The following is a 20,265-nucleotide window of genomic DNA, read 5'->3' as shown; positions in this document are numbered from 1 at the left end:
CGCCCGGTTACATTCCGAACCCGGAAGCTAAGCCTTACAGCGCCGATGGTACTGCAGGGGGGACCCTGTGGGAGAGTAGGACGCCGCCGAACAATCTTTGGAAGGACCCCTGGTCCCAGCGTTCAGCTGGGACCAGGGGTCCTTTTGTTTTTACAATGCTTGCGGTACCGAAGACAGGAGTCACCGATGTCCACCAACTCTCCCGACGACCGACCGGAGCGCGACCAGCGGCGACGGGACGGTGGGGACCGCGGAGACCGTGGTGGTTACCGCGGAGACCGCGGCGATCGCGGTGGCTTCCGGCGGGACGACAACCGGGGCGGCGACCGCCGGGGTTCCGACCGCGGCGGGTTCCGCCGGGATGACCGGCGCGACGACAACCGCGGTGGTTCGGAGCGCAGTGGTTCCGAGCGCGGTGGTTCGGACCGTGGCGGCTACGGCCGACGTGACGACCGTCGAGGCGATGACCGCGGCGGCCGTGGTGGCTTCCGGCGTGACGATCGGCGTGATGACAACCGTGGTGGTTCCGACCGCGGTGGTTCGGACCGTGGCGGTTACGGCCGGCGGGACGACCGGCGCGAGGGCGACCGTGGCCCCCGTCCGGCATTCCAGCGCGACGACCGCGACCGCGGACCGCGTCGTGACGACCGGGACCGTGACCGTGGGTTCCGGCGGGACGACCGTGGGGACCGCGGCGACCGTCCGGCCTTCCGTCGTGACGATCGTGGGGAGCGCCGGGAAGGCGACCGCGGTGGGTTCCGACGCGACGACCGGCGGGACGACAACCGGGGCGGTGGCTACGGCCGGCGCGACGACCGCCGAAGTGACGACCGTGGTGGCTTCCGGCGTGATGACAACCGTGGTGGTTCCGACCGCGGTGGTTCGGACCGTGGCGGCTACGGCCGACGGGACGACCGGCGCGAGGGCGACCGTGGCCCCCGTCCGGCATTCCAGCGCGACGACCGGGACCGCGGCTTCCGCGGCGACGACCGTGACCGTGGGTTCCGGCGGGACGACCGTGGGGACCGCGGTGACCGTCCGGCCTTCCGTCGTGACGACCGTGGGGAGCGCCGGGAAGGCGACCGCGGTGGGTTCCGACGCGACGACCGGCGGGACGACAACCGGGGCGATCGCGGTGGCTTCCGTGGCCGTGACGACCGTGGCGCACGTGGTCCCCGGCGTGACGACCGCCGGGACGACCGCGGTGGCCGCCCCGGAGGCTTCCGGGGCCGCGATGACCGGCGTGACGACCGGCGCGGCGGCGGCCGTTTCCGGGACGAGCGGGATCGTGACCGCGACCGGGAGCCGATCAAGCGGCTGCCCATCCCCGAGGACGTCACCGGCGAGGAGATCGACAAGGACGTACGGCAGGAGCTGCAGAGTCTGCCGAAGACGCTCGCGGACGACGTCGCCAAGAACCTGGTGATGGTCGCGCGGCTCATCGACGAGGACCCCGAGGGTGCGTACGGCTACTCCAAGGTGGCCCTGCGACTGGCCTCGCGCGTTGCCGCCGTACGAGAGGCGGCCGGGTTCGCGGCGTACGCGAATCAGAAGTACGCAGAGGCGCTCGGCGAGTTCCGGGCCGCGCGGCGGATGACCGGCAGTGCGGAGCTGTGGCCCGTGATGGCCGACTGTGAGCGTGGGCTCGGGCGGCCGGAGAAGGCGCTGGACATGGCCGGGGCGCCCGAGGTGCAGAAGCTGGACAAGGCCGGGCAGGTCGAGATGCGGCTCGTCGCGGCCGGCGCCCGGCGTGACATGGGGCAGCTCGACGCGGCGATCGTGACGCTGCAGAGCTCCGAGCTGGCTTCCAACTCCGTGCAGCCGTGGACCGCTCGGCTGCGGTACGCCTACGCCGACGCGCTGCTCGCCGCCGGGCGTGAGGGCGAGGCGCGGGAGTGGTTCGCGAAGGCTGTTGAGGCCGACCGGGACGGCAGCACCGACGCCTCGGACCGGCTCGCGGAGCTGGACGGGGTCGAGTTCGTCGACGCCTTCGACGAGGGCGAGGGCGAGGGCGACCGTGAGGACTCCGAGCCCGAGGCCGAGATCGAGGATGAGGACGACAAGGACTGATCCGGCCTGTGGATGAAGGGGCGGGGCCATTGGGTCCCGCCCCTTTTGCGTGTCACGGCTCCAGCGCGCGCAGGACCAGTCCGGATGCCGGTTTCGGGCCGAACGAAGTCGACTTGCGGGGCATCGTGACGCCCTGGCGGGCCAGGTCGCGGACGACCTCCTCGCGGACCGGATGCATCAGGACGGCCGTACCGCCGTCGCGTTCCGCCTTCTCGACCGTGGCGGCCGTGTCGTGGATGTACGCGATGTGGGCCGGGGAGTCCTCGGGGATGTGCCAGACATGGTCGAGGAGCGTGGCGTGCAGGACCGTTGCGTCCAAGGTGCGCCAGGCCGCGGGGCGGTCCGCGGGGATCGTACGGGCCAGGAGGTCCGGGTCCGGGAGGTCGAGCAGGTGGAAGGCGCCGTCGCCGGCCAGGAGGAAGGCGTTGCCTGCGCAGGCGGCGTCGGCCAGGGTCTCCAGGGCTTCCGGGAGGGGTGTGTCCAGGTGTCGTATGCGGAACAGGCCCTCCACGGCCGCGAGCGCGTCGGCGACCGGGAGGCCGTGCAGCAGGCGGTGGATGGCGCGTACGCGCAGGGGGTAGCGGGCCGTGTCGACGAGGAGGACGAGGCCGTAGTCCCAGGGGCTGGGGGAGGGGTGCTCCGTGCGCAGACGGCGGTACGTCGCCCAGCGGTGGTGGCCGTCGGCGATCAGGGCCTGGTGGTCGGCCAGGTCGGACTGGACGCGGGCCAGGTCGGCCGGGTCGGTGATCGACCAGAGGCGGTGGCTGAAGCCGTCCTCCGTGGTCGTGGCGAGGAGCGGGGGACCGTCGGCCATGCGTTCCACGACCTCGGTCGCGCTCGCCGTCGAGCCGTTGCCGCGATAGGTCAGCAGGAGGGGCTCGAGGTTCGCGGAGGTGGCGCGCATCAGGGCCGCACGGTCGGCGACCACATGCGGCATGACGTCCTCGTGGGGGAGGACCACACCCTCCGAGGGGTCCGAGACGCGCAGGGCGCCGATGATGCCGCGCTGCAGCATGCCGCCGCCGTCGCGCTGCTCGTAGACGTACAGGCCCGGTTCGGCGTCGGTGGTGAGGACGCCCTCGGAGAGCCAGCGGCGGAGGGTGTCCGACGCCTGTTCGTTGCGGGCATCGGGCGTGGGGGCCTGCGGGAGGATCAGGCGGACGATGTTGTGCGGGTCGGCGTCCTGGAGGTGGTGCAGGCCGTCGGGGCGTACGACGACGTCGTACGGCGGAGACGTCACTGCGGCCAGGCTGCCGACCCGGTCGGGGTCGTATCGAAGGCCTCGGAACGGGGTGAGTTCGAGGCCTCGGCGCGCCGTTGCTTCCGAGTGACCTGCAGTGTTCATCCCGGCATCGTACGTGTGTCAGTGGCGTGAGGGATGATCGGGGGAAAGCCGTCGAACGAGGAGCGATGTGGAATGAGCCAGAGCGTCAGGACGAGGCCCGAGGGCAGTGGGCAGGCCCTGAGCGAGGCGTACGACACGGCGCTGCTCGACCTGGACGGGGTGGTGTACGCCGGTGGCAATGCCATCGTGCACGCCGTCGAGTCGCTGGCCACCGCTCGCGCCGGCGGGATGCATCTCGCGTACGTCACCAACAACGCGCTGCGGACGCCGGACACGGTGGCGGATCACCTGACCGAGCTGGGGATACCGACGGGCGCCGATGATGTCATCACCTCCGCTCAGGCCGTCGCTCGGCTGATCAGTGAGCAGGTGCCGGCCGGGGCGCGGGTGCTGGTGATCGGCGGGGAAGGGCTGCGGGTCGCGTTGCGGGAGCGGGGGCTCGTGCCCGTCGAGTCGGCGGAGGACGAGCCGGCGGCGGTCGTGCAGGGCTACGGCGGGCCCGAGTTGCCGTGGGGGCGGTTCGCCGAGGCCTGTTACGCGATCGCGCGCGGGGTGCCGTGGTACGCGTCCAACACCGACCTGACGATCCCGAGTGCGCGTGGGATCGCGCCGGGGAACGGCGCGGCGGTGGAGGTCGTACGGATAGCGACCGGTGCCGAACCGCAGGTCGCGGGCAAGCCGTTGCCGCCCATGCACCGGGAGACGATCCTGCGGACCGGCGCCGAGCGGCCGTTGGTGGTCGGGGACCGGCTGGACACGGACATCGAGGGGGCGTTCAACGGGGAGGTCGACTCGCTGCTCGTCCTCACCGGCGTCACCGACGGCGCCCAGCTGCTCGCCGCGCCGCCGCAGCACCGGCCGAGGTACGTCGACGCCGATCTGCGCGGACTGCTCACGGGGCAGCCGGAGGTCATTGAGGCGGACGGCGGCTTCCGGTGCGGTGGCTGGACGGCCACGGCGGGTGCGGACCGGCTTGAACTGGACGGTGACGGAGAGGCCTTGGACGGGCTGCGGGCGCTGTGCGCCGCGGCCTGGACGGTGGCCGGGGAGGGTGTGTGCGAGCTGGATTCGGGGAAGGCGCTGGCGCGGCTGGAGTTGTAGCCACCAGGGATCGAGGGCGAATGCGAGGGTAGGCTAACCTAACTGGGTGTTGGTCGACAGTCCTCCCGAACAGCGCGCGGAGACCGCCCCCGCGCCCCCAACCCGCCGGGCGATACGTGGCCTTGGGCTGCTCGCGTCCGTCGTGATCCTGGTGCTCGTCGCGCTGGCGAGCATCGCGATCGGGGCGAAAGAGCTGTCCCTGGAGCAGGTCTGGCACGGACTGTTCCAGGACACGGGGACCTACGGCGACGTAGTGGTCGACGAGCGGTTGTCGCGGACCGTCCTCGGGCTGCTGGCCGGTGCGGCGCTCGGCCTCTCCGGGGCGGTGCTCCAGGCGCTCACCCGCAATCCGCTGGCCGACCCCGGGCTGCTCGGCATCAACGCGGGCGCGTCCGCCGCGGTCGTCACGGCCATGACGTACTTCGGCGTCACCTCGCTGAGCGGATACGTCTGGTTCGCCTTCGTCGGCGCGGCCGCCGTCGGCGCGCTGGTCTGGTTCCTCGGGGGCAGCCGGGGGGCCACTCCCGTGCGGCTCGCGCTCGCCGGTACCGCGATCAGTGCCGCGCTCTACGGCTATCTGCAGGCCGTGATGATCACGGACGACGCGGCGCTGGGCAAGATGCGCTTCTGGACGGTCGGTTCGCTGTCCTCGGCGACCAACTCGACGATCCTGCAGGTGCTCCCGTTCCTCGCGGTCGGCACGCTCCTGGCCCTCGGGCTCGCCCGGCCGCTCAACGCCGTGGCCATGGGCGACGACACCGCCAAGGCCCTCGGCGCCAACCTCAACCGCACCCGGGCGCTGTCGATGCTCGCCGCCACCGTGCTGTGCGGAGCGGCGACCGCCGCGTGCGGGCCGATCGCGTTCGTCGGGCTGATGGTTCCGCATGCAGTGCGGTCCTTCACCGGCCCCGACCTGCGCTGGATCCTGCCGTACGCCGCGATCCTGTCGCCCGTGCTGCTGCTGGGTGCCGATGTGATCGGACGGGTCGTCGCCCGGCCCTCGGAGCTGCAGGTCGGCATCATCACCGCGCTCATCGGCGGGCCGGTCTTCATCTTTCTGGTACGACGGCGGAGGACGGCGCAGCTGTGAAGACCAACCGTGTGCTGAGGGCCCCGGGCGGGATCTCCCTGCGCCTGGAGGTCCGTGCCGTCACCGTCGTCGTGGTGCTGCTGCTCGCCGCGTTCGCCGCGAGCGTCGTGCTGATCGGAACCGGCGACTTCCCGATCTCGGCGGGCGACGTAGTCAAGACGCTGGCCGGTAACGGCAACGCCGGGCAGGAGTTCATCGTCAACGAGCTGCGGCTGCCGCGGGTCCTGGTCGGGCTGCTGGTCGGTGCCTCGCTCGGGCTAGGCGGTGCGCTGTTCCAGGCCGTCACCCGCAATCCGCTGGGCAGCCCGGACGTGCTCGGCCTGGGGCAGGGCGCGACCGCCGGTGCGCTCGTGATGATCGTGCTGTTCTCCGGGAGCGCGGCCCAGGTCACCATGGGCGCGCTCGTGGGCGGACTGGCGACCGGTCTCGCCATCTATCTGCTCGCCTGGAAGCGGGGCGTCCACGGTTATCGACTGGTCCTGGTCGGTATCGGTGTCTCCGCGATCGTCACGGCGATAAACGGCTATCTGCTCACCGTCTCCGACATCGTCGACGCGGCCCGTGCGGTCGTGTGGATGACCGGGTCCCTCAACGGCCGTGACTGGGACCAGGTCTGGCCGCTGCTGGGGCTGTGCGCCGTGCTCGTGCCGCTCGTCCTCGCCAATGCGCGGGGGCTGCGGATGATGGAGATGGGCGACGACGTGTCGAACGCCCTCGGGGTGCGCGTGGAGCGCGTACGGGCGCTGTTGATGGTGGCCGCCGTCCTGCTCACCGCGACCGCCACCGCGGCCGCAGGCCCCGTCAGCTTCGTGGCGCTCACCGCGCCGCAGCTCGCTCGCCGGCTGACCCGTTCGCCCGGCCCGAACCTGCTGCCGTCCCTGTGCATGGGCGCCACCCTGCTGGTCACCGCGGACTGGGCCTCGCAGCGGGCCTTCGGCGCCGACCAGCTGCCCGTCGGTGTCGTCACCGGCGTTCTCGGCGGCGTCTATCTGCTGTGGCTGCTGGTCACCGAGCGCAAGGCGGGCCGGATATGAGCGGCTCCGGGAAGCAGGACCTGAGCGGCTCGGAGAACACGTACACCCGAAGGAGCACTGTGAACCGCCTGTCCGCCGAGAACGTCACCCTCGCCTACGACCAGCGGGTCATCGCCGAGCAGCTCTCGGTGGAGATCCCCGACAACTCCTTCACGGTGATCGTGGGCCCGAACGCGTGCGGCAAGTCCACGCTGCTGCGGGCGCTCTCGCGGATGCTCAAGCCCAGCCAGGGCCGGGTGCTGCTCGACGGGCAGGTCATCCAGTCGATGCCCGCGAAGAAGGTCGCGCGGACGCTGGGCCTGCTGCCGCAGTCGTCGATCGCGCCCGACGGGATCACGGTCGCCGACCTCGTCGGCCGCGGCCGGTACCCGCACCAGGGCATCCTGCGCCAGTGGTCGACGGAGGACGAGAGGGTCGTACAGGAGTCGATGGCGCAGACGGGCGTCACCGAACTCGCCGATCGCTATGTCGACGAATTGTCCGGCGGTCAGCGGCAGCGGGTGTGGATCGCCATGGCGCTCGCCCAGCAGACGCCGCTGCTGCTCCTCGACGAGCCGACCACCTACCTCGACATCCAGCACCAGATCGACGTGCTCGACCTGTGCGCCGAGCTGCACGAGGAGCAGGGGCGGACGCTGGTCGCCGTACTGCACGACCTCAACCACGCGGCCCGGTACGCCACCCACCTGATCGCCCTGAAGAACGGCACGGTCATCGCCGAGGGCGCGCCGAACGACATCGTCACGGCCGAGCTGGTCGAGGAGGTCTTCGGGCTGCGCTGCCAGGTCATCGGCGACCCGGAGACGGGGACGCCGCTGGTGGTGCCGGCCGCGCGCAAGGCCCGTACGGAGGCGAAGGTCGCCGCTACAGAAGCTTCCTGAGGACCAGCAGGTCGCGCAGGCTCGCCTGCAGTTTCACGCGGCCCGAGCCCCAGGCCTTCGCGAAGTGCAGTTCGCCGTCGACCAGGGCCACCAGGTCGTCTCCGGTCATGGCCAGTCTGATCTGGGCCTTCTCCGGTGGCGGGCCCTGCAGCGTGTCGTGCACCACGATCCGGCCGCCCGTCATGCGGCCCACGAACGTGGTGTCGAGGTCGGTGATCCAGCAGCTGACCGAACGGTCCAGTTCCGCGGCCGTGCGGACGTCCCCCTCGGCGTGCTGCATGTTGTCCGAGAGCTTCTCGAGTGCGGCGCGGCACTCCTCGATCGTTGCCATCGCGATCGACGGTACCCCAGTGCTTCGGGGTAGCGTCTGGGCATGAGCGACTCTGTGCCCGAGGCCACGGTGGAAGTGGAAGCGGTGCTTCCGGAGCCGGACGGTCCGGTCGAACCGGAGTACGACCCCGCCGCCCCCGCCCCGCTGAACGTGCCCCGCACCCCGACCGGCAACGCCGAGGTCGACGCCCAGTTGGAGCGGCTCGGCGACGCCGACCACCTCGACACGGACGGACACCTCGAGGTGTACGAGGATGTACACCGGGGGTTGCGCGACGCGCTCACCGCGCTCGACGCACGCCCGGGACCTCCGGCGCCCACACCGCCGTACGGCAATGGGACGCCCTCACCCTCGTATGGCAATAGGAGCTGAACCGAACGTGGCAGGAGTCGCACGTCGCCGTCTGGACGCGGAGCTGGTCCGCCGGAAGCTTGCGCGCTCGCGCGAGCATGCCGGCCAGCTGATCGCGGCCGGGCGGGTCACCGTCGGCAAGACCGTCGCGACCAAGCCCGCCACTCAGGTGGAGACCGCGGCGGCCATCGTCGTCTCGGCCGACGACAACGATCCCGACTACGTCTCCCGGGGCGGGCACAAGCTTGCGGGTGCGCTGCAGGCGTTCGTGCCGCAGGGGCTGGTCGTGGAAGGGCGGCGGGCGCTGGACGCAGGCGCGTCCACCGGCGGGTTCACGGACGTCCTGCTGCGATCCGGGGCCGCGCATGTCGTCGCCGTCGACGTCGGATACGGACAACTCGCGTGGACTCTGCAGAGCGATGAACGCGTCACCGTCAAGGACCGTACGAACGTACGCGAGTTGACGCTCGAAGCGATCGATGGGGAGCCTGTGGATCTTGTCGTGGGGGATCTGTCCTTCATCCCGCTCGGCCTGGTACTGCCTGCCTTGGTGCGGTGCGTGAAACCGGACGCCGACCTGGTGATGATGGTCAAGCCGCAGTTCGAGGTGGGGAAGGAACGGCTGGGCAGCGGGGGAGTCGTACGGAGCACGCAGCTGCGGGCGGAGGCCGTGCGGGGAGTGGCCCAGAAGGCGTGGGAACTCGGGCTCGGGGTGAAGGGTGTCACCGCCAGTCCGTTGCCCGGACCATCCGGGAATGTCGAGTACTTTCTGTGGCTGCGGGCCGGGGCACCCGAACTGGACCCGGCCGATGTTGACCGTGCAGTGGCGGAGGGGCCGCGTTGACACAGAACCGAGCTCGTACTGTTTTCCTGCTCGCCCACACGGGTCGGCCCGCGGCCATCCGCAGCGCCGAACTGGTGGTGAAGGGCCTGCTGCGCGAGGGCATCGGCGTGCGCGTCCTGGAGTACGAGGCCGCCGATCTGCCGCTGCCGGACGAAGTGGAGCTGGTCAAGGAGGCGACTGCGCAGTGCCTCGACGGTTGCGAGCTGCTGATCGTGCTCGGCGGTGACGGAACCCTGCTGCGCGGCGCCGAGTTCGCCCGGGCGTCCGGGGTGCCGATGCTCGGGGTCAACCTCGGGCGGGTCGGGTTCCTCGCGGAGGCCGAGCGGGACGATCTCGACAAGGTCGTCGACCGGGTGGTCACGAAGTCGTACGAGGTCGAGGAGCGGATGACCGTCGATGTCGTCGTTCATCAGAACGGGGACATCGTGCACACGGACTGGGCGCTGAACGAGGCGGCGGTGCAGAAGGCCGGGGCCGAGAAGCTGCTCGAGGTTGTGCTGGAGATCGACGGGCGGCCGGTGACCGGGTTCGGGTGTGACGGGATTGTGCTGTCCACGCCGACGGGCTCCACGGCTTATGCGTTTTCCGCGGGTGGGCCTGTGGTGTGGCCCGAGGTGGAGGCGCTGTTGATGGTGCCGATTTCGGCGCACGCGCTGTTTGCGAAGCCGTTGGTGACGTCGCCGGATTCTGTGCTGGCGGTCGAGGTGCTGCCGCATATTCCGCCAGGTGTGTTGTGGTGCGACGGGCGGCGGACTGTGGAGTTGCCGCCGGGGGCCAGGGTTGAGGTGCGGCGTGGGGCTGTGCCGGTGCGGTTGGCTCGGCTGCATCACGCTTCGTTCACGGATCGGCTTGTGGCGAAGTTTGCGTTGCCGGTTTCCGGGTGGCGAGGGGCGCCTCATTAGCCGTCTGTGGGGGGTGTCTGGGGAGCATTGGCGGCTGCGAGTGGTTCGTGGCTTGTCGCGCCGTTCCCCGCGCCCCTGAAGGCCTTCCACTCGGCCGAGTGACAATGTGCCGTCGATGCGCATTCGTCACCTGCACCTTCACACAACCGAGACGGGGGGCGTCGCACTCGGCGCCTCCGACCTCGTAAGGTCGTGTTCGTGTTGGAGGAGATGCGGATACGGTCGCTCGGAGTCATCGACGATGCGGTTGTCGAGCTGTCGCCCGGGTTCACCGCCGTCACCGGTGAGACGGGTGCGGGCAAGACCATGGTGGTCACCAGCCTCGGGCTGTTGCTGGGCGGTCGGGCCGACCCGGCGCTCGTGCGGATCGGGGCCGAGAAGGCGGTCGTGGAGGGGCGGATCACCGTTCCTGCCGGTGCCTCGGCCGTTCTGCGGGCCGAGGAGGCCGGGGCCGAGCTCGACGACGGGGCGCTGCTGATCAGCCGTACCGTTTCCGCCGAAGGGCGGTCGCGGGCGCATGTGGGCGGGCGCAGTGTCCCGGTGGGGCTGCTCGCCGACCTCGCCGACGACCTCGTGGCCGTGCACGGGCAGACCGACCAGCAGGGGCTGCTGAAGCTGGCCCGGCAGCGGCAGGCGCTCGACCGGTACGCCGGGGACTCCGTCGCCGGGCCGCTCGCCAAGTACGGCGAGGCGTACCGGCGGCTGCGGGCCGTGTCCGTCGAGCTGGAAGAGATCACCACGCGCGCGCGTGAGCGGGCCCAGGAAGCCGACATGCTGCGGTACGGGCTCGACGAGATCGCGGGAGTCGAGCCGCGCGCCGGGGAGGATGTCGAGCTCGCGGAGGAGGCCGAGCGGCTCGGGCACGCCGAGGCGCTGTCATCGGCTGCTACGGCCGCTCATGCCGCCCTTGCCGGTAATCCGGAGGATCCCGAGGGCATCGACGCCGCGACGCTCGTGGCGGGGGCTCAGCGGGCGCTGGACGCCGTTCGGTCGCACGATCCCGCGTTGGCCGCCCTTGCCGACCGGATCGGGGAGATCGGGATCCTGCTGGGCGATGTCGCCGGGGAGTTGGCGGGGTACGCCGACGATCTGGACGCGGATCCCTTGCGGCTGGCGGCAGTCGAGGAACGGCGGGCCGCGCTCACCGCGTTGACCCGGAAGTACGGCGAGGACGTCGCCTCGGTGCTGGTGTGGGCCGAGCGGAGCGCTGCGCGGCTGACCGAGCTGGACAGTGACGACGAGCGGATCGACGAGCTGACGGCCGAGCGGGATGCGCTGCGGGCCGAACTCGGCGGCCTGGCACAGGCGTTGACCGATGCGCGGGCGGACGCGGCCGAGCGGTTCGCCGCCGCCGTGACGGCCGAGCTGGCCTCGCTCGCCATGCCGCACGCGCGCGTGTCGTTCGAGATCCGGCAGACCGAGGATCCGGAGGGCGTGGAGGTCGGCGGGCGTCCGGTCGCCTACGGCCCGTCCGGCGTCGACGAGGTCGAGCTGCTGCTCGCCCCGCACCCGGGGGCTCCGCCGCGGCCCATCGCCAAGGGGGCGTCCGGCGGTGAGCTGTCGCGCGTGATGCTCGCCGTCGAGGTCGTGTTCGCGGGGACGGATCCCGTGCCGACGTATCTCTTCGACGAGGTCGACGCCGGTGTCGGCGGCAAGGCGGCCGTCGAGATCGGACGGCGGCTGGCACGGCTCGCCAAGTCCGCGCAGGTCGTGGTCGTGACCCACCTTCCGCAGGTGGCTGCCTTCGCCGACCGGCAGTTGCTCGTCGAGAAGACCAACGACGGGTCCGTGACGCGGTCCGGTGTGAAGGTCCTCGAGGGCGAGGAGCGGGTCCGGGAGCTGTCCCGGATGCTCGCCGGCCAGGAGGACTCCGAGACGGCCCGGGCCCATGCGGAGGAGTTGCTGGCCACGGCCAGGGCGGACGTGTAGACGCGCAGCGCGAGCGGCAGGGTGGGCGCATGATCAGTCGTGCGAGCAGGATGACCGCCTTCGCCTCGGCGCTCGGCGCCACGCGGGCGGCGGTCGTCGGTCTGCGGAAGGCGGCGCCCGGTGGAGCCGAGCGCTGGCAGCGGAAGAACTACGCCGGTCGGACCGTCGAGTTGTACGCGGGCCCCGCTGCTGCCGCGGGCGTTGCGCTCGCGGTCGGGCGGGTTCGACCCGTTGCCGGATTCGCCGTGTTGGCCGCCGGGGTCTGTGGGGCCTATGACGACGTTGCCGGTGTCGGTGATCCCCGGCGTGGGTTCAGGGCCCACCTCTCCGCGCTTCGGGACGGTGAAGTCACCAGTGGGGCCGTCAAGTTGTTCGGGATCTCGGCGGCCGGGCTGGTCGCCGGGGCGGTGATCGAGGAGCGGCCGCTCGACAGGTTGCTCGCGGGTGTCGTGATCGCCGGGGCCGCGCACTTCGTCAACCTCGTGGACGTGGCTCCGGGGAGGGCCGCCGCAGCGGTCATCGCCCTCGGGGCGCCGGGACTGGTGCGGTCGGGGTCGGGCGCGGAGCTCGCCGCCGCCGCGATGGGTGCCGCCGCGGCCGTGCTGCCCGACGACCTCGGTGAGCGCGCGATGATCGGCGACACCGGTGCGCATGCACTGGGTGCAGCCCTCGGTGCCGCCGTCGTCGCGGGCAACGGGCGTGTGGGGCTGCTCGCCCATGCCGGCGCGCTGGTGGCTGCCGCCGCCTACGGCGACAAGGTGAGTGCGGTGGCGCGGCGGTCGTCGGGGCGGGGTGTGCGCGCCGGTTGAGTGCACCTTCGGCGCCGTGTGCGCCTGGTCGGTGTCGGCGGTCGAAGGTGGCGTGTTGCCGTGTGCTTCTCATGAGTCGCCGGCCATGGCGCCCTCCCTGCTCCGGAATCACCGGAACCGGCCCGAAACTCCCCAGAACCGCCTCCAAATCACCTCAGAACCACGCGGAACCACCGCGAAACCACCCCGGAACCGCCTGTTCCTCACCCGTGTGAGTGACCGCCGCGCCCGCCCAGGCGCGCTCCTCGCGGGTTCCCGCCCCGTCCGCGTTGTCGGAACACCCGTACGTCCTGGCATCCTTGGCGTAGTACGTGGAGGAAACCGCGCGGTACACCCCCACCGTCCGGTCCTTCTGTACCTTCTTCGTGACCGCCCGACGCCGAACCAGGAGCCCCGGCCACGTGAGCCCCGTGAGCAGCCACTCACCGCACGGCCAGTCGTCGCTGCGCACCGTGCAGGTGCTGGGCGGCGGCAACGCCGGCAGCAGCGCACATGTGCGCTCGCTGGCCTCCGGGCTGGTCGAGCGGGGCGTGCGGGTCACCGTGTGCGCCCCCGTCGAGGCCGATCGCACCTACGACTTCACGGGCGCCGGCGCCGAGCACGTGCATGTGCCGCGCAGCAGCGACCCGGGATCCGTGGCCGCCCTGCGGGAGGCGTGCAAGAACGCCGATCTGGTGCATGCGCACGGGTTGCACGCCTCCTTCCGCGCCGCCCTCGCGCTCAGCGGGCGCCGCACCCCCCTCGTCGTCACGTGGCACAACCGCGCGCACGTCGAGGGAGCCCGTGCTCATCTGCTGCGCATGCTGGAGCGACGGGTCGTGAAAGCCGCCACCGTCGTGCTCGGTACGACGTCGGACCTCGTGGACCGGGCCCGCCGGACCGGGGCGCGGGACGCGCGGCTCGCCGCCGTCGCCCTGCCGGGACCGCGCCGTACCGTCGAGCAGGAGGACCACGAGCGGCTGAGCTCCAAGGTCCGGGCCGAACTCGGCTCCACCGGCCGCCCGTTGCTGATGGCCGTCGGCGCCCTCGACCGGCACCGCGGCTACGACACGCTCCTGGACGCCACGCGCGCGTGGCGCCGCCTCGACCCCGTACCGCTCGTGGTGATCGCGGGAGAGGGCCCGCTGCGGGCCGTGCTGCAGCGCCGTATCGAGGACGAAGGGCTGCCGGTCCGGCTCATCGGACGGCGCGAGGACGTCACCGAGCTGCTCGCGGCCGCCGACCTCGCGCTCCTGCCCAGCAGTTGGGAGTCGCGCTCCGTGCTGGCCCAGGAGGCCCTGCACGCGCGCGTACCGCTCGTCGCGACCCGCGTCGGCGGCATCCCCGAACTGGTGGGCGACGCCGCCGAACTCGTCCCGTACGGAGACGCGGAGGCCCTCGCCGACGCCGTCGCGGGGCTCCTGGGCGACCCCGAGCGGCATGCTGCGCTGAAGGAGAAGGGCGCACGCCAGGCGGCCACTTGGCCGACCGAGGACGAGACCGTCGCCCAAGTGCTCAGCATCTACGACGAGTTGACTCAGCACCGCCCGCTCATCTAGAACGCCCAGGTCATCTAGGGCACATGCCTGCGCGCTCGCAGCGCCAGGCTCAACGCCAGTACCGTCTGCGGGTCGTCGAGGTCCGTGCCGAGCAACTCGCCGATGCGGGCCAGGCGGTTGTAGAGCGTCTGCCGGTTGAGGTGGAGTTCGCGGGCGGTCTCCGCCTTGCGGCCCGCGTGCGCCAAGTACGTCTCCAGGGTGGGCAGCAGGGGCGGCCGGGAGCGGTTGTCGTGGTCGCGGACCGGGCCGATCGCGCGGTCCACGAAGGCCGCCAGGTCCGGGTGGTCACGCAGCCGCCACAGCAGGAGGTCGATGTCCAGGCGGCGCGCGTCGTACCAGGGGCGGTCGGACAGGCCCTGCGCCGCCGTCGCCGTCTCCGCCGCGTGCCTGAGGCCCGCCGACGCCGCCGCCCAGCCGCCCGCCACCCCGACGACCACCACCGGCGGCTGCGCCCCCGGCCGCTGCATCCCGGCCCGCTCCACCCCGGCCCGCAGCGCCGCCGCGACGCGGTCCGCCACCGCCGACCGCTCCGACTCCGAACGCAGGCCGAGCAGCACGAGGACACGGCCCTCGACAGGTCGTACGCCGAGCAGGACCGGCACACCCACCGAGGCCAGCTCCTCGGAGACCGCGCGCGCCAGCACCGCCCAGCCGCCGCCCGGCGACAGCGCGTCGCCCAGCCGCATCACAACCGGCAGCAGCGGGCTCGTGCCCGGCTTGAAGCCCAGGACGCGCGCCTGCGCGGGCGCGTCCTCCGCGGCGATACGGCCCTCGGCGAGATCCGTCAGGAAGTCCCCGCGGCCCCGGGCCGCCAGCTCCTCCTCCTGCCGCGCCTGCATCAGTACGACGGCGAGGATGCCGGCGGTCCGCTCGGCCGCGATCCGGTGCACCGGCGCCAGCGGCGCCCGTACCGGAAGGAGGACCAGACGGGCGCGCACCGAACCCGAGCCGTGGCCGCCGCCGGGCACGTCCACGAGCACCGAACCGGACGGCGGCGGGGCGTCCTTGTGCTGGCCGCGCAGCCCCTCCCACACCTGGAGCGGATCCGCGCCCTCGGGGCCCGACCCGGCGGCGTACAGCAGCTGTCCGTCCGTCGTCTCGAGGAAGACCGGGTTGCCGCTGAAGTCGGCCAGGATGCCCAGCACCTGGGGCACTCCGCCGCCGCCCAGCAGGGCCTCGGTACAGCGGCGGTGCACCTCCTCCGCCTGCTGCAGCAGGGCGTAGTGGCCGTTGACGATCTCGGTGTGGATCTCCTCCGTGACCGCCACGAACGGCACCTCGCGGTGCAGCTGGACGAGCGGCAGCCCGGCCGCGCGTGCCGTGTCGACGAGCGCGGCGGGCAGGCGGGTGAAACGCGGGCCGAGCTCCATGACCAGGGCGGCGATGCCGCGCTCGGCGAGGGTGCGCACGAACGCCCGCTGTTCGGCCGGACGGGTGCCCAGGCCGTAGCCCGTGGTCAGCAGCAGCTCGCCGCCCTTCAACAGGGAGGCGATGTTCGGCACCTCGCCGGCGTGCACCCAGCGCACGGTGCGCTGCAGCCGGTCGGCGCCCGCGAGGACCTCCGGCAGCCCGCTGCGCAGGCCGGGCAGCTCGAGCGCCCGCTGAACGGTGATCCCGGCGCCCTGGGTGCCGAATCTGCTGTTCGTGCCGCTGTCCGTGCCGCTGTTCATGAGCCGGACGCTACCCGGGGGTGTGCCCGTGGGACATCTCCGGGCGGGATTGGGCCTCCGCAGGCCGGGTAGCGGCCGGGACATGGACTTCAGCGTGGTCTCCGTGGGGCGGGAGGACGACAGTCCGGTGGACGAGCCGTTGCGGGTGGCGGTGGTCGCCGACCGGCTCGGGTACCGGGAGGTGTGGGCGGGGGAGGGGCCGACCTGGGACTCCTTCGTCCTCGCCACGGCGATCGGGCGGGCCACCGAGCGGGTCGCGCTGACGGCCGGTCCCGTGCCGGTGTCGGTGCGCGATCCGTACACGATCGCCCGGGGTGCCGCGTCCACGGCGGCCGTGGTCGGGCGGCCGGTGGGGGTGGCGCTCGGGACGTCCAGCAAGCGGGTCGTCGAGGGCGTGCACGGGGTGCCCCGGACGCGGCCCGCAGCCGCCCTCGAGGAGTCGGCGGCGGCCGTACGCCGCTTCCTGCACGCCGAGCCGGGCGAGCCGGTCGTGGTCGGCAGCACCTTCCGGCGCCGCCACCAGCCGCCCGGCGGCGCGCTCACGGTGGCCGCCTTCGGGGACCGGGCGATCGCCACGGCCGCCGCGCACGCCGACCGCATGCTGCTCGACATCGTCTCCCCGGAGCAGGTCCGCACGCTGCGGGCGAAACTCGAAGCCGCCGCCGAGCGTGCGGGCCGTACCCCGCCCCGCCTCGCGGCCTGGCTGCCCGCCGCCGTCGATCCGGAGCCGGAGTCCCTGGCCCAGGTGCTGCGGAGCATCGCCGGGTATCTGACGGTGCCGGGTTACAGCGACATGTTCGAAGCGGCGGGCTTCGGTACGGCCGTGCAGCTCGCCGCGGGCGGCGCCGACCCCGACGCGCTCGTCCGGGCGCTCCCGGCGGCGGCCGCGGGCATGGTCGGTCTGGTCGGCGATCTGGACGCCGTACGCGCGCGTGTCGAGGCGTATGCCGAGGCCGGGCTGGACGAGATCGCTCTCGTTCCGGCGACGGCGGGTGACCCGGCCGGAGAACGCACCCTGAAAGCGCTCAGGCCGGCTTGATGTTGTGGTTGAAGCGGAACACGTTGTCGGGGTCGTAGCGCCGCTTCAAATCGCCCATCCGACGCGCGTTCTCGACCCCCAGGCCGGCCACCACACGCTCCGGACCCTCGTCGCCGATGAAGTTGAGGTAGACCGCGCCGGTGCTCCACGGCTGCAGGTCGGCGCGGACGTCGCGGACCCACTGGATGCAGCGCTCGTCGTCGGCGGGGTCCTCCCAGATGCCGAAGGGGTGCACGAGCCACTCCGCGTCCCGGTAGGGCACGGGCCACTCGGCCGGGCCGTCGGCGACGGCGCCGCCCTGCGGCAACAGCACCTGCTGATTCCCGGTGGGCACAGGCATGGAGTCCGCGCGGGTGCAGAAGGCGTCCACGAGGTCGTCGGGGAGGCTCGTGAGGTACTCCACCGACCAGTAGTTCCGCATTCCGGGCGGATCGTCGAGCATGCACTGGAAGTCCGCGTACGGCACCGCGGTGACGACCTCCACCTCGTGCGGCAGCGCCAGCAGCGGCTCGGCCAGCTTGCGCACGTCCTGCTCGGGCCCGGCGTACGCCAGCAGCGCACCGCACAGCAAAGTCCCGACCAGGTGCGGCGGTACGAAGTCCTGGGGCGGGCCGCAGACGAACAGGACGCCGCCGCCCGCCTCCACCGGGCTCGCCTGGATGACGTCGCGGTAGGTGCGGATCACCTCCCGGCCGTACTCGGGGAGGAACATCATCAGGGCGATGGAGAACGCGGGCAGTTCGTGCAGCTTCAGCGTGAGTGCGGTGGCGATGCCGAAGTTGCCTCCGCCGCCGTGCAGGCCCCAGAACAGTTCCGGGTTCTCGTCGGCGTTCGCGTGGACCCGCTCGCCGTCGGCGGTGACCAGCTCGACGCCGAGGAGGTTGTCGACGGCCAGGCCGCAGGAGCGTTCCAGCCAGCCGCTGCCGCCGCCGAGGACGAAGCCGCCGACGCCGGTGGTCGAGGCCCGGCCGCCGGTGGTCGCCAGGCCGAACGGCTGGGTGGCGCGGTCCAGATCGCTCATCGTGGCGCCGCCCGCCACCCGTACCGCCTCGGCCCCGGGATGGACGGTGACCGCGCGCATATGGCGCAGGTCGACCACCACGGCCCCGTCGCCCAGCGCCATGCCCGCCACGCTGTGCCCACCGCCGCGCACCGCGATCGGCAGGTCCAGGTCACGGGCGAAGCGGACCGACCGCACCACGTCGGCCTCGTCCACGCATTGCGCGATCACCGCCGGCCGCCGGTCGATCATGGCGTTGAAGACGATCCGGGCCTCGTCGTAGCCCGCGTCCTCCGGGGCGAACACGTCGCCGACCAGATCCTCGCGCAGCGCGTCGAGGGCCGCGCCCGCCTTCGAGTGGGAAGCCATGGCCATCCCCTTCCGAAAAGGGGTGAATGTCTGCTTCCAGCCTAGGTGGGCGCGATACGGCGGTCCTGTTCGGCCGCCGCACGTCACCGATCGGTAAGGGTCAGCCGCCGTAGGCTCCGGACGCCGTCAGGCGCAGGGCCGTGTCGATGAGCGGAACGTGGCTGAAGGCCTGCGGGAAGTTGCCGACCTGGCGCTTGAGACGCGGGTCCCACTCCTCGGCGAGCAGACCGAGGTCGTTGCGCAGGGCCAGCAGCTTCTCGAACAGCTTGCGGGCCTCGTCCACGCGGCCGATCATCGCGAGGTCGTCCGCCATCCAGAACGAGCAGGCCAGGAAGGCCCCTTCGTCACCGGGGAGGCCGTCGACGCCCTCGCTGTCACCCTCGGTCGGGTAGCGCAGGATGAAGCCGTCCGTCGTGGACAGCTCGCGCTGGATCGCCTCGATGGTGCCGATGACGCGCTTGTCGTCGGGCGGCAGGAAGCCCATCTGCGGGATCAGCAGCAGCGAGGCGTCCAGCTCCTTCGAGCCGTACGACTGTGTGAAGGTGTTGCGCTCCTTGTCGTAGCCCTTCTCGCACACGTCCCGGTGGATGTCGTCGCGCAGCTCGCGCCAGCGCTCCAGCGGGCCGTCCGCGTCGCCGGACTCGATGAGCTTGATCGTGCGGTCGACGGCGACCCAGGCCATGACCTTGGAGTGCACGAAGTGGCGGCGCGGGCCCCGCACCTCCCAGATGCCCTCGTCCGGCTCGTCCCAGTGCTGCTCCAGGTAGCGGATCAGCTTGAGCTGCAGCAGGGAGGCGTAGTCGCTGCGGGCCAGGCCCGTCATGTGGCCCAGGTGCAGGGCCTCGGTGACCTCGCCGTACACGTCGAGCTGGAGCTGGTGGGCCGCGCCGTTGCCGACCCGCACCGGCGCCGAGTTCTCGTAACCGGGCAGCCAGTCCAGTTCGGCCTCGCCCAGCTCGCGCTCGCCCGCGATGCCGTACATGATCTGCAGGTTCTCGGGGTCGCCGGCGACCGCCCTGAGCAGCCACTCGCGCCAGGCGCGGGCCTCCTCGCGGTAGCCGGTGCGCAGCAGCGAGGAGAGGGTGATGGCCGCGTCACGCAGCCAGGTGTAGCGGTAGTCCCAGTTGCGGACGCCGCCGATGTCCTCCGGGAGGGAGGTCGTGGGTGCCGCGACGATGCCGCCCGTCGGCGCGTACGTCAGGGCCTTGAGCGTGATCAGCGAGCGGATCACCGCCTCGCGGTACGGGCCGTGGTACGTACAGTGCTCGACCCACTCGCGCCAGAAGTCCTCCGTCGCCTGCAGCGAGGTCTCCGGCTCCGGCAGCGCGGGCGGCTGCTTGTGCGAGGGCTCCCAGGAGATCGTGAACGCGATCCGGTCACCCGGGGCGACCGTGAAGTCCGAGTACGTCGTCAGCGACTTGCCGTAGGTCTCGCAGTCCGTGTCGAACCACACGGAGTCGGGACCCGCGACGGCGACCGTACGCCCGTCGTGCTTGTGCACCCACGGCACGACCCGGCCGTAGGAGAAACGCATCCGGAGGGCCGAGCGCATCGGGACGCGGCCGGAAACGCCCTCCACGATGCGGATCAGCTGAGGGGCGCCGTCACGCGGGGGCATGAAATCGGTCACTCGGACCGTGCCGCGCGGGGTGTCCCACTCGGATTCCAGGATCAGCGAGTCGCCGCGGTAGTTGCGCCGGGCGGCCGCCGGGGGCTTCGCGTCGGAGGCGTGGGCGGGGCCGAGCCGCCAGAAGCCGTGCTCCTCGGTGCCCAGCAGGCCGGCGAAGATGGCATGCGAGTCGAAGCGGGGCAGGCACAGCCAGTCCACCGTGCCGTCCCGGCAGACCAAGGCTGCGGTCTGCATGTCTCCGATGAGTGCGTAGTCTTCGATGCGCCCGGCCACGTGCAACTCCAGTCGAACGGCCACGTCACCCCCGACAAAAGGGGGCTGTCGCTAGTGCG

The 20,265-nt window shown here is 72.1% G+C and carries 18 protein-coding genes and 1 rRNA gene; 14 read left to right on the top strand and 5 right to left on the bottom strand.

The features are described 5' to 3' along the window. The 3 genes from rrf to ACFY1L_RS19695 all read left to right on the top strand — a co-directional run. Positions 1–92, top strand: a 5S ribosomal RNA gene (rrf, locus tag ACFY1L_RS19705); the annotation flags it as partial. 170 nt (positions 93–262) lie between these two features. Further along, positions 263–1,426, top strand: coding sequence for a hypothetical protein (locus ACFY1L_RS19700; protein WP_388825408.1), 1,164 nt, complete (start codon positions 263–265; stop codon positions 1,424–1,426). Continuing rightward, entirely contained in the window at positions 1,318–2,070 is a 753-nt protein-coding gene (locus tag ACFY1L_RS19695; RefSeq protein ID WP_388825405.1) for a hypothetical protein, read from the top strand. Before ACFY1L_RS19700 ends, ACFY1L_RS19695 begins: the two co-directional genes overlap by 109 nt. Positions 2,071–2,122: 52 nt before the next feature. Here ACFY1L_RS19695 and ACFY1L_RS19690 read toward each other — a convergent pair whose 3' ends face one another. Then, positions 2,123–3,415, bottom strand: coding sequence for a DUF1015 domain-containing protein (locus tag ACFY1L_RS19690; RefSeq protein WP_388825365.1), 1,293 nt, complete (start codon positions 3,413–3,415; stop codon positions 2,123–2,125). 72 nt (positions 3,416–3,487) lie between these two features. Between ACFY1L_RS19690 and ACFY1L_RS19685 the strand changes: the two genes are divergently transcribed. The 4 genes from ACFY1L_RS19685 to ACFY1L_RS19670 are packed head-to-tail and all read left to right on the top strand — an operon-like array spanning position 3,488 to position 7,521. Beyond that, positions 3,488–4,516 carry an HAD hydrolase-like protein gene (locus tag ACFY1L_RS19685; protein WP_388825362.1) on the top strand — a complete coding sequence of 343 codons (1,029 nt, stop codon included), beginning with the start codon at positions 3,488–3,490 and terminating at the stop codon, positions 4,514–4,516. A 46-nt stretch (positions 4,517–4,562) separates the two neighbouring features. Then, a complete protein-coding gene (locus ACFY1L_RS19680) occupies positions 4,563–5,606 on the top strand; it encodes a FecCD family ABC transporter permease (protein ID WP_388825359.1) in 1,044 nt (347 codons plus the stop codon). Next, a complete protein-coding gene (locus ACFY1L_RS19675; RefSeq protein WP_388825356.1) occupies positions 5,603–6,640 on the top strand; it encodes a FecCD family ABC transporter permease in 1,038 nt (345 codons plus the stop codon). The genes ACFY1L_RS19680 and ACFY1L_RS19675 overlap by 4 nt, the downstream gene beginning before the upstream one ends. Next, positions 6,637–7,521 carry an ABC transporter ATP-binding protein gene (locus ACFY1L_RS19670; protein ID WP_388825353.1) on the top strand — a complete coding sequence of 295 codons (885 nt, stop codon included), beginning with the start codon at positions 6,637–6,639 and terminating at the stop codon, positions 7,519–7,521. The genes ACFY1L_RS19675 and ACFY1L_RS19670 overlap by 4 nt, the downstream gene beginning before the upstream one ends. Here the strand turns inward: ACFY1L_RS19670 and ACFY1L_RS19665 are convergent. After that, a complete protein-coding gene (locus tag ACFY1L_RS19665) occupies positions 7,505–7,852 on the bottom strand; it encodes a sterol-binding protein (protein ID WP_388825350.1) in 348 nt (115 codons plus the stop codon). The two genes, ACFY1L_RS19670 and ACFY1L_RS19665, sit on opposite strands and share 17 nt — an antisense overlap. Before the next feature lie 42 nt (positions 7,853–7,894). Between ACFY1L_RS19665 and ACFY1L_RS19660 the strand changes: the two genes are divergently transcribed. The 6 genes from ACFY1L_RS19660 to ACFY1L_RS19635 all read left to right on the top strand — a co-directional run bounded on the left by ACFY1L_RS19660 (position 7,895) and on the right by ACFY1L_RS19635 (position 14,225). Then, positions 7,895–8,224 (top strand): hypothetical protein, encoded by a 330-nt coding sequence (locus tag ACFY1L_RS19660; RefSeq protein WP_388825347.1) that lies wholly within the window; start codon positions 7,895–7,897, stop codon positions 8,222–8,224. 7 nt (positions 8,225–8,231) lie between these two features. Then, complete coding sequence (locus tag ACFY1L_RS19655; protein WP_388825344.1) at positions 8,232–9,047, top strand: hemolysin; 816 nt, start codon at positions 8,232–8,234, stop codon at positions 9,045–9,047. Further along, positions 9,044–9,949 carry an NAD kinase gene (locus ACFY1L_RS19650; RefSeq protein ID WP_388825341.1) on the top strand — a complete coding sequence of 302 codons (906 nt, stop codon included), beginning with the start codon at positions 9,044–9,046 and terminating at the stop codon, positions 9,947–9,949. The genes ACFY1L_RS19655 and ACFY1L_RS19650 overlap by 4 nt, the downstream gene beginning before the upstream one ends. A 210-nt stretch (positions 9,950–10,159) precedes the next feature. Then, positions 10,160–11,878, top strand: a complete 1,719-nt coding sequence (recN, locus tag ACFY1L_RS19645; protein ID WP_388825402.1) for a DNA repair protein RecN — start codon at positions 10,160–10,162, stop codon at positions 11,876–11,878. Positions 11,879–11,907: 29 nt separating this feature from the next. Then, entirely contained in the window at positions 11,908–12,687 is a 780-nt protein-coding gene (locus tag ACFY1L_RS19640) for a hypothetical protein (protein WP_388825338.1), read from the top strand. Between the two features lie 401 nt (positions 12,688–13,088). Further along, on the top strand, positions 13,089–14,225 hold the full coding sequence (locus ACFY1L_RS19635; protein WP_388825335.1) for a glycosyltransferase family 4 protein: 1,137 nt from the start codon (positions 13,089–13,091) through the stop codon (positions 14,223–14,225). Between the two features lie 14 nt (positions 14,226–14,239). On the opposite strand, the gene ACFY1L_RS19630 is transcribed toward ACFY1L_RS19635, so the two are convergent. Beyond that, positions 14,240–15,895 (bottom strand): PucR family transcriptional regulator, encoded by a 1,656-nt coding sequence (locus ACFY1L_RS19630; RefSeq protein ID WP_388825332.1) that lies wholly within the window; start codon positions 15,893–15,895, stop codon positions 14,240–14,242. Positions 15,896–15,977: 82 nt separating this feature from the next. On the opposite strand from ACFY1L_RS19630, the gene ACFY1L_RS19625 reads away from it, so the two are divergent. Continuing rightward, entirely contained in the window at positions 15,978–16,934 is a 957-nt protein-coding gene (locus ACFY1L_RS19625; RefSeq protein WP_388825329.1) for an LLM class F420-dependent oxidoreductase, read from the top strand. Here the strand turns inward: ACFY1L_RS19625 and ACFY1L_RS19620 are convergent. After that, positions 16,921–18,303 (bottom strand): FAD-binding protein, encoded by a 1,383-nt coding sequence (locus ACFY1L_RS19620; RefSeq protein ID WP_388825326.1) that lies wholly within the window; start codon positions 18,301–18,303, stop codon positions 16,921–16,923. The two genes, ACFY1L_RS19625 and ACFY1L_RS19620, sit on opposite strands and share 14 nt — an antisense overlap. Before the next feature lie 100 nt (positions 18,304–18,403). Next, the gene (locus tag ACFY1L_RS19615) at positions 18,404–20,206 is read right to left on the bottom strand and encodes a glycoside hydrolase family 15 protein (protein WP_388825399.1); all 1,803 of its coding nucleotides are present in this window, start codon (positions 20,204–20,206) and stop codon (positions 18,404–18,406) included. Between the last annotated feature and the right edge of the window lie 59 nt (positions 20,207–20,265).

Source organism: Streptomyces sp. NPDC001663, from assembly GCF_042893105.1.
Lineage (GTDB): Bacteria > Actinomycetota > Actinomycetes > Streptomycetales > Streptomycetaceae > Streptomyces.
Note: the sequence above shows the minus strand (reverse complement) of the source record. Positions and strands in the feature narration are given on the sequence as shown.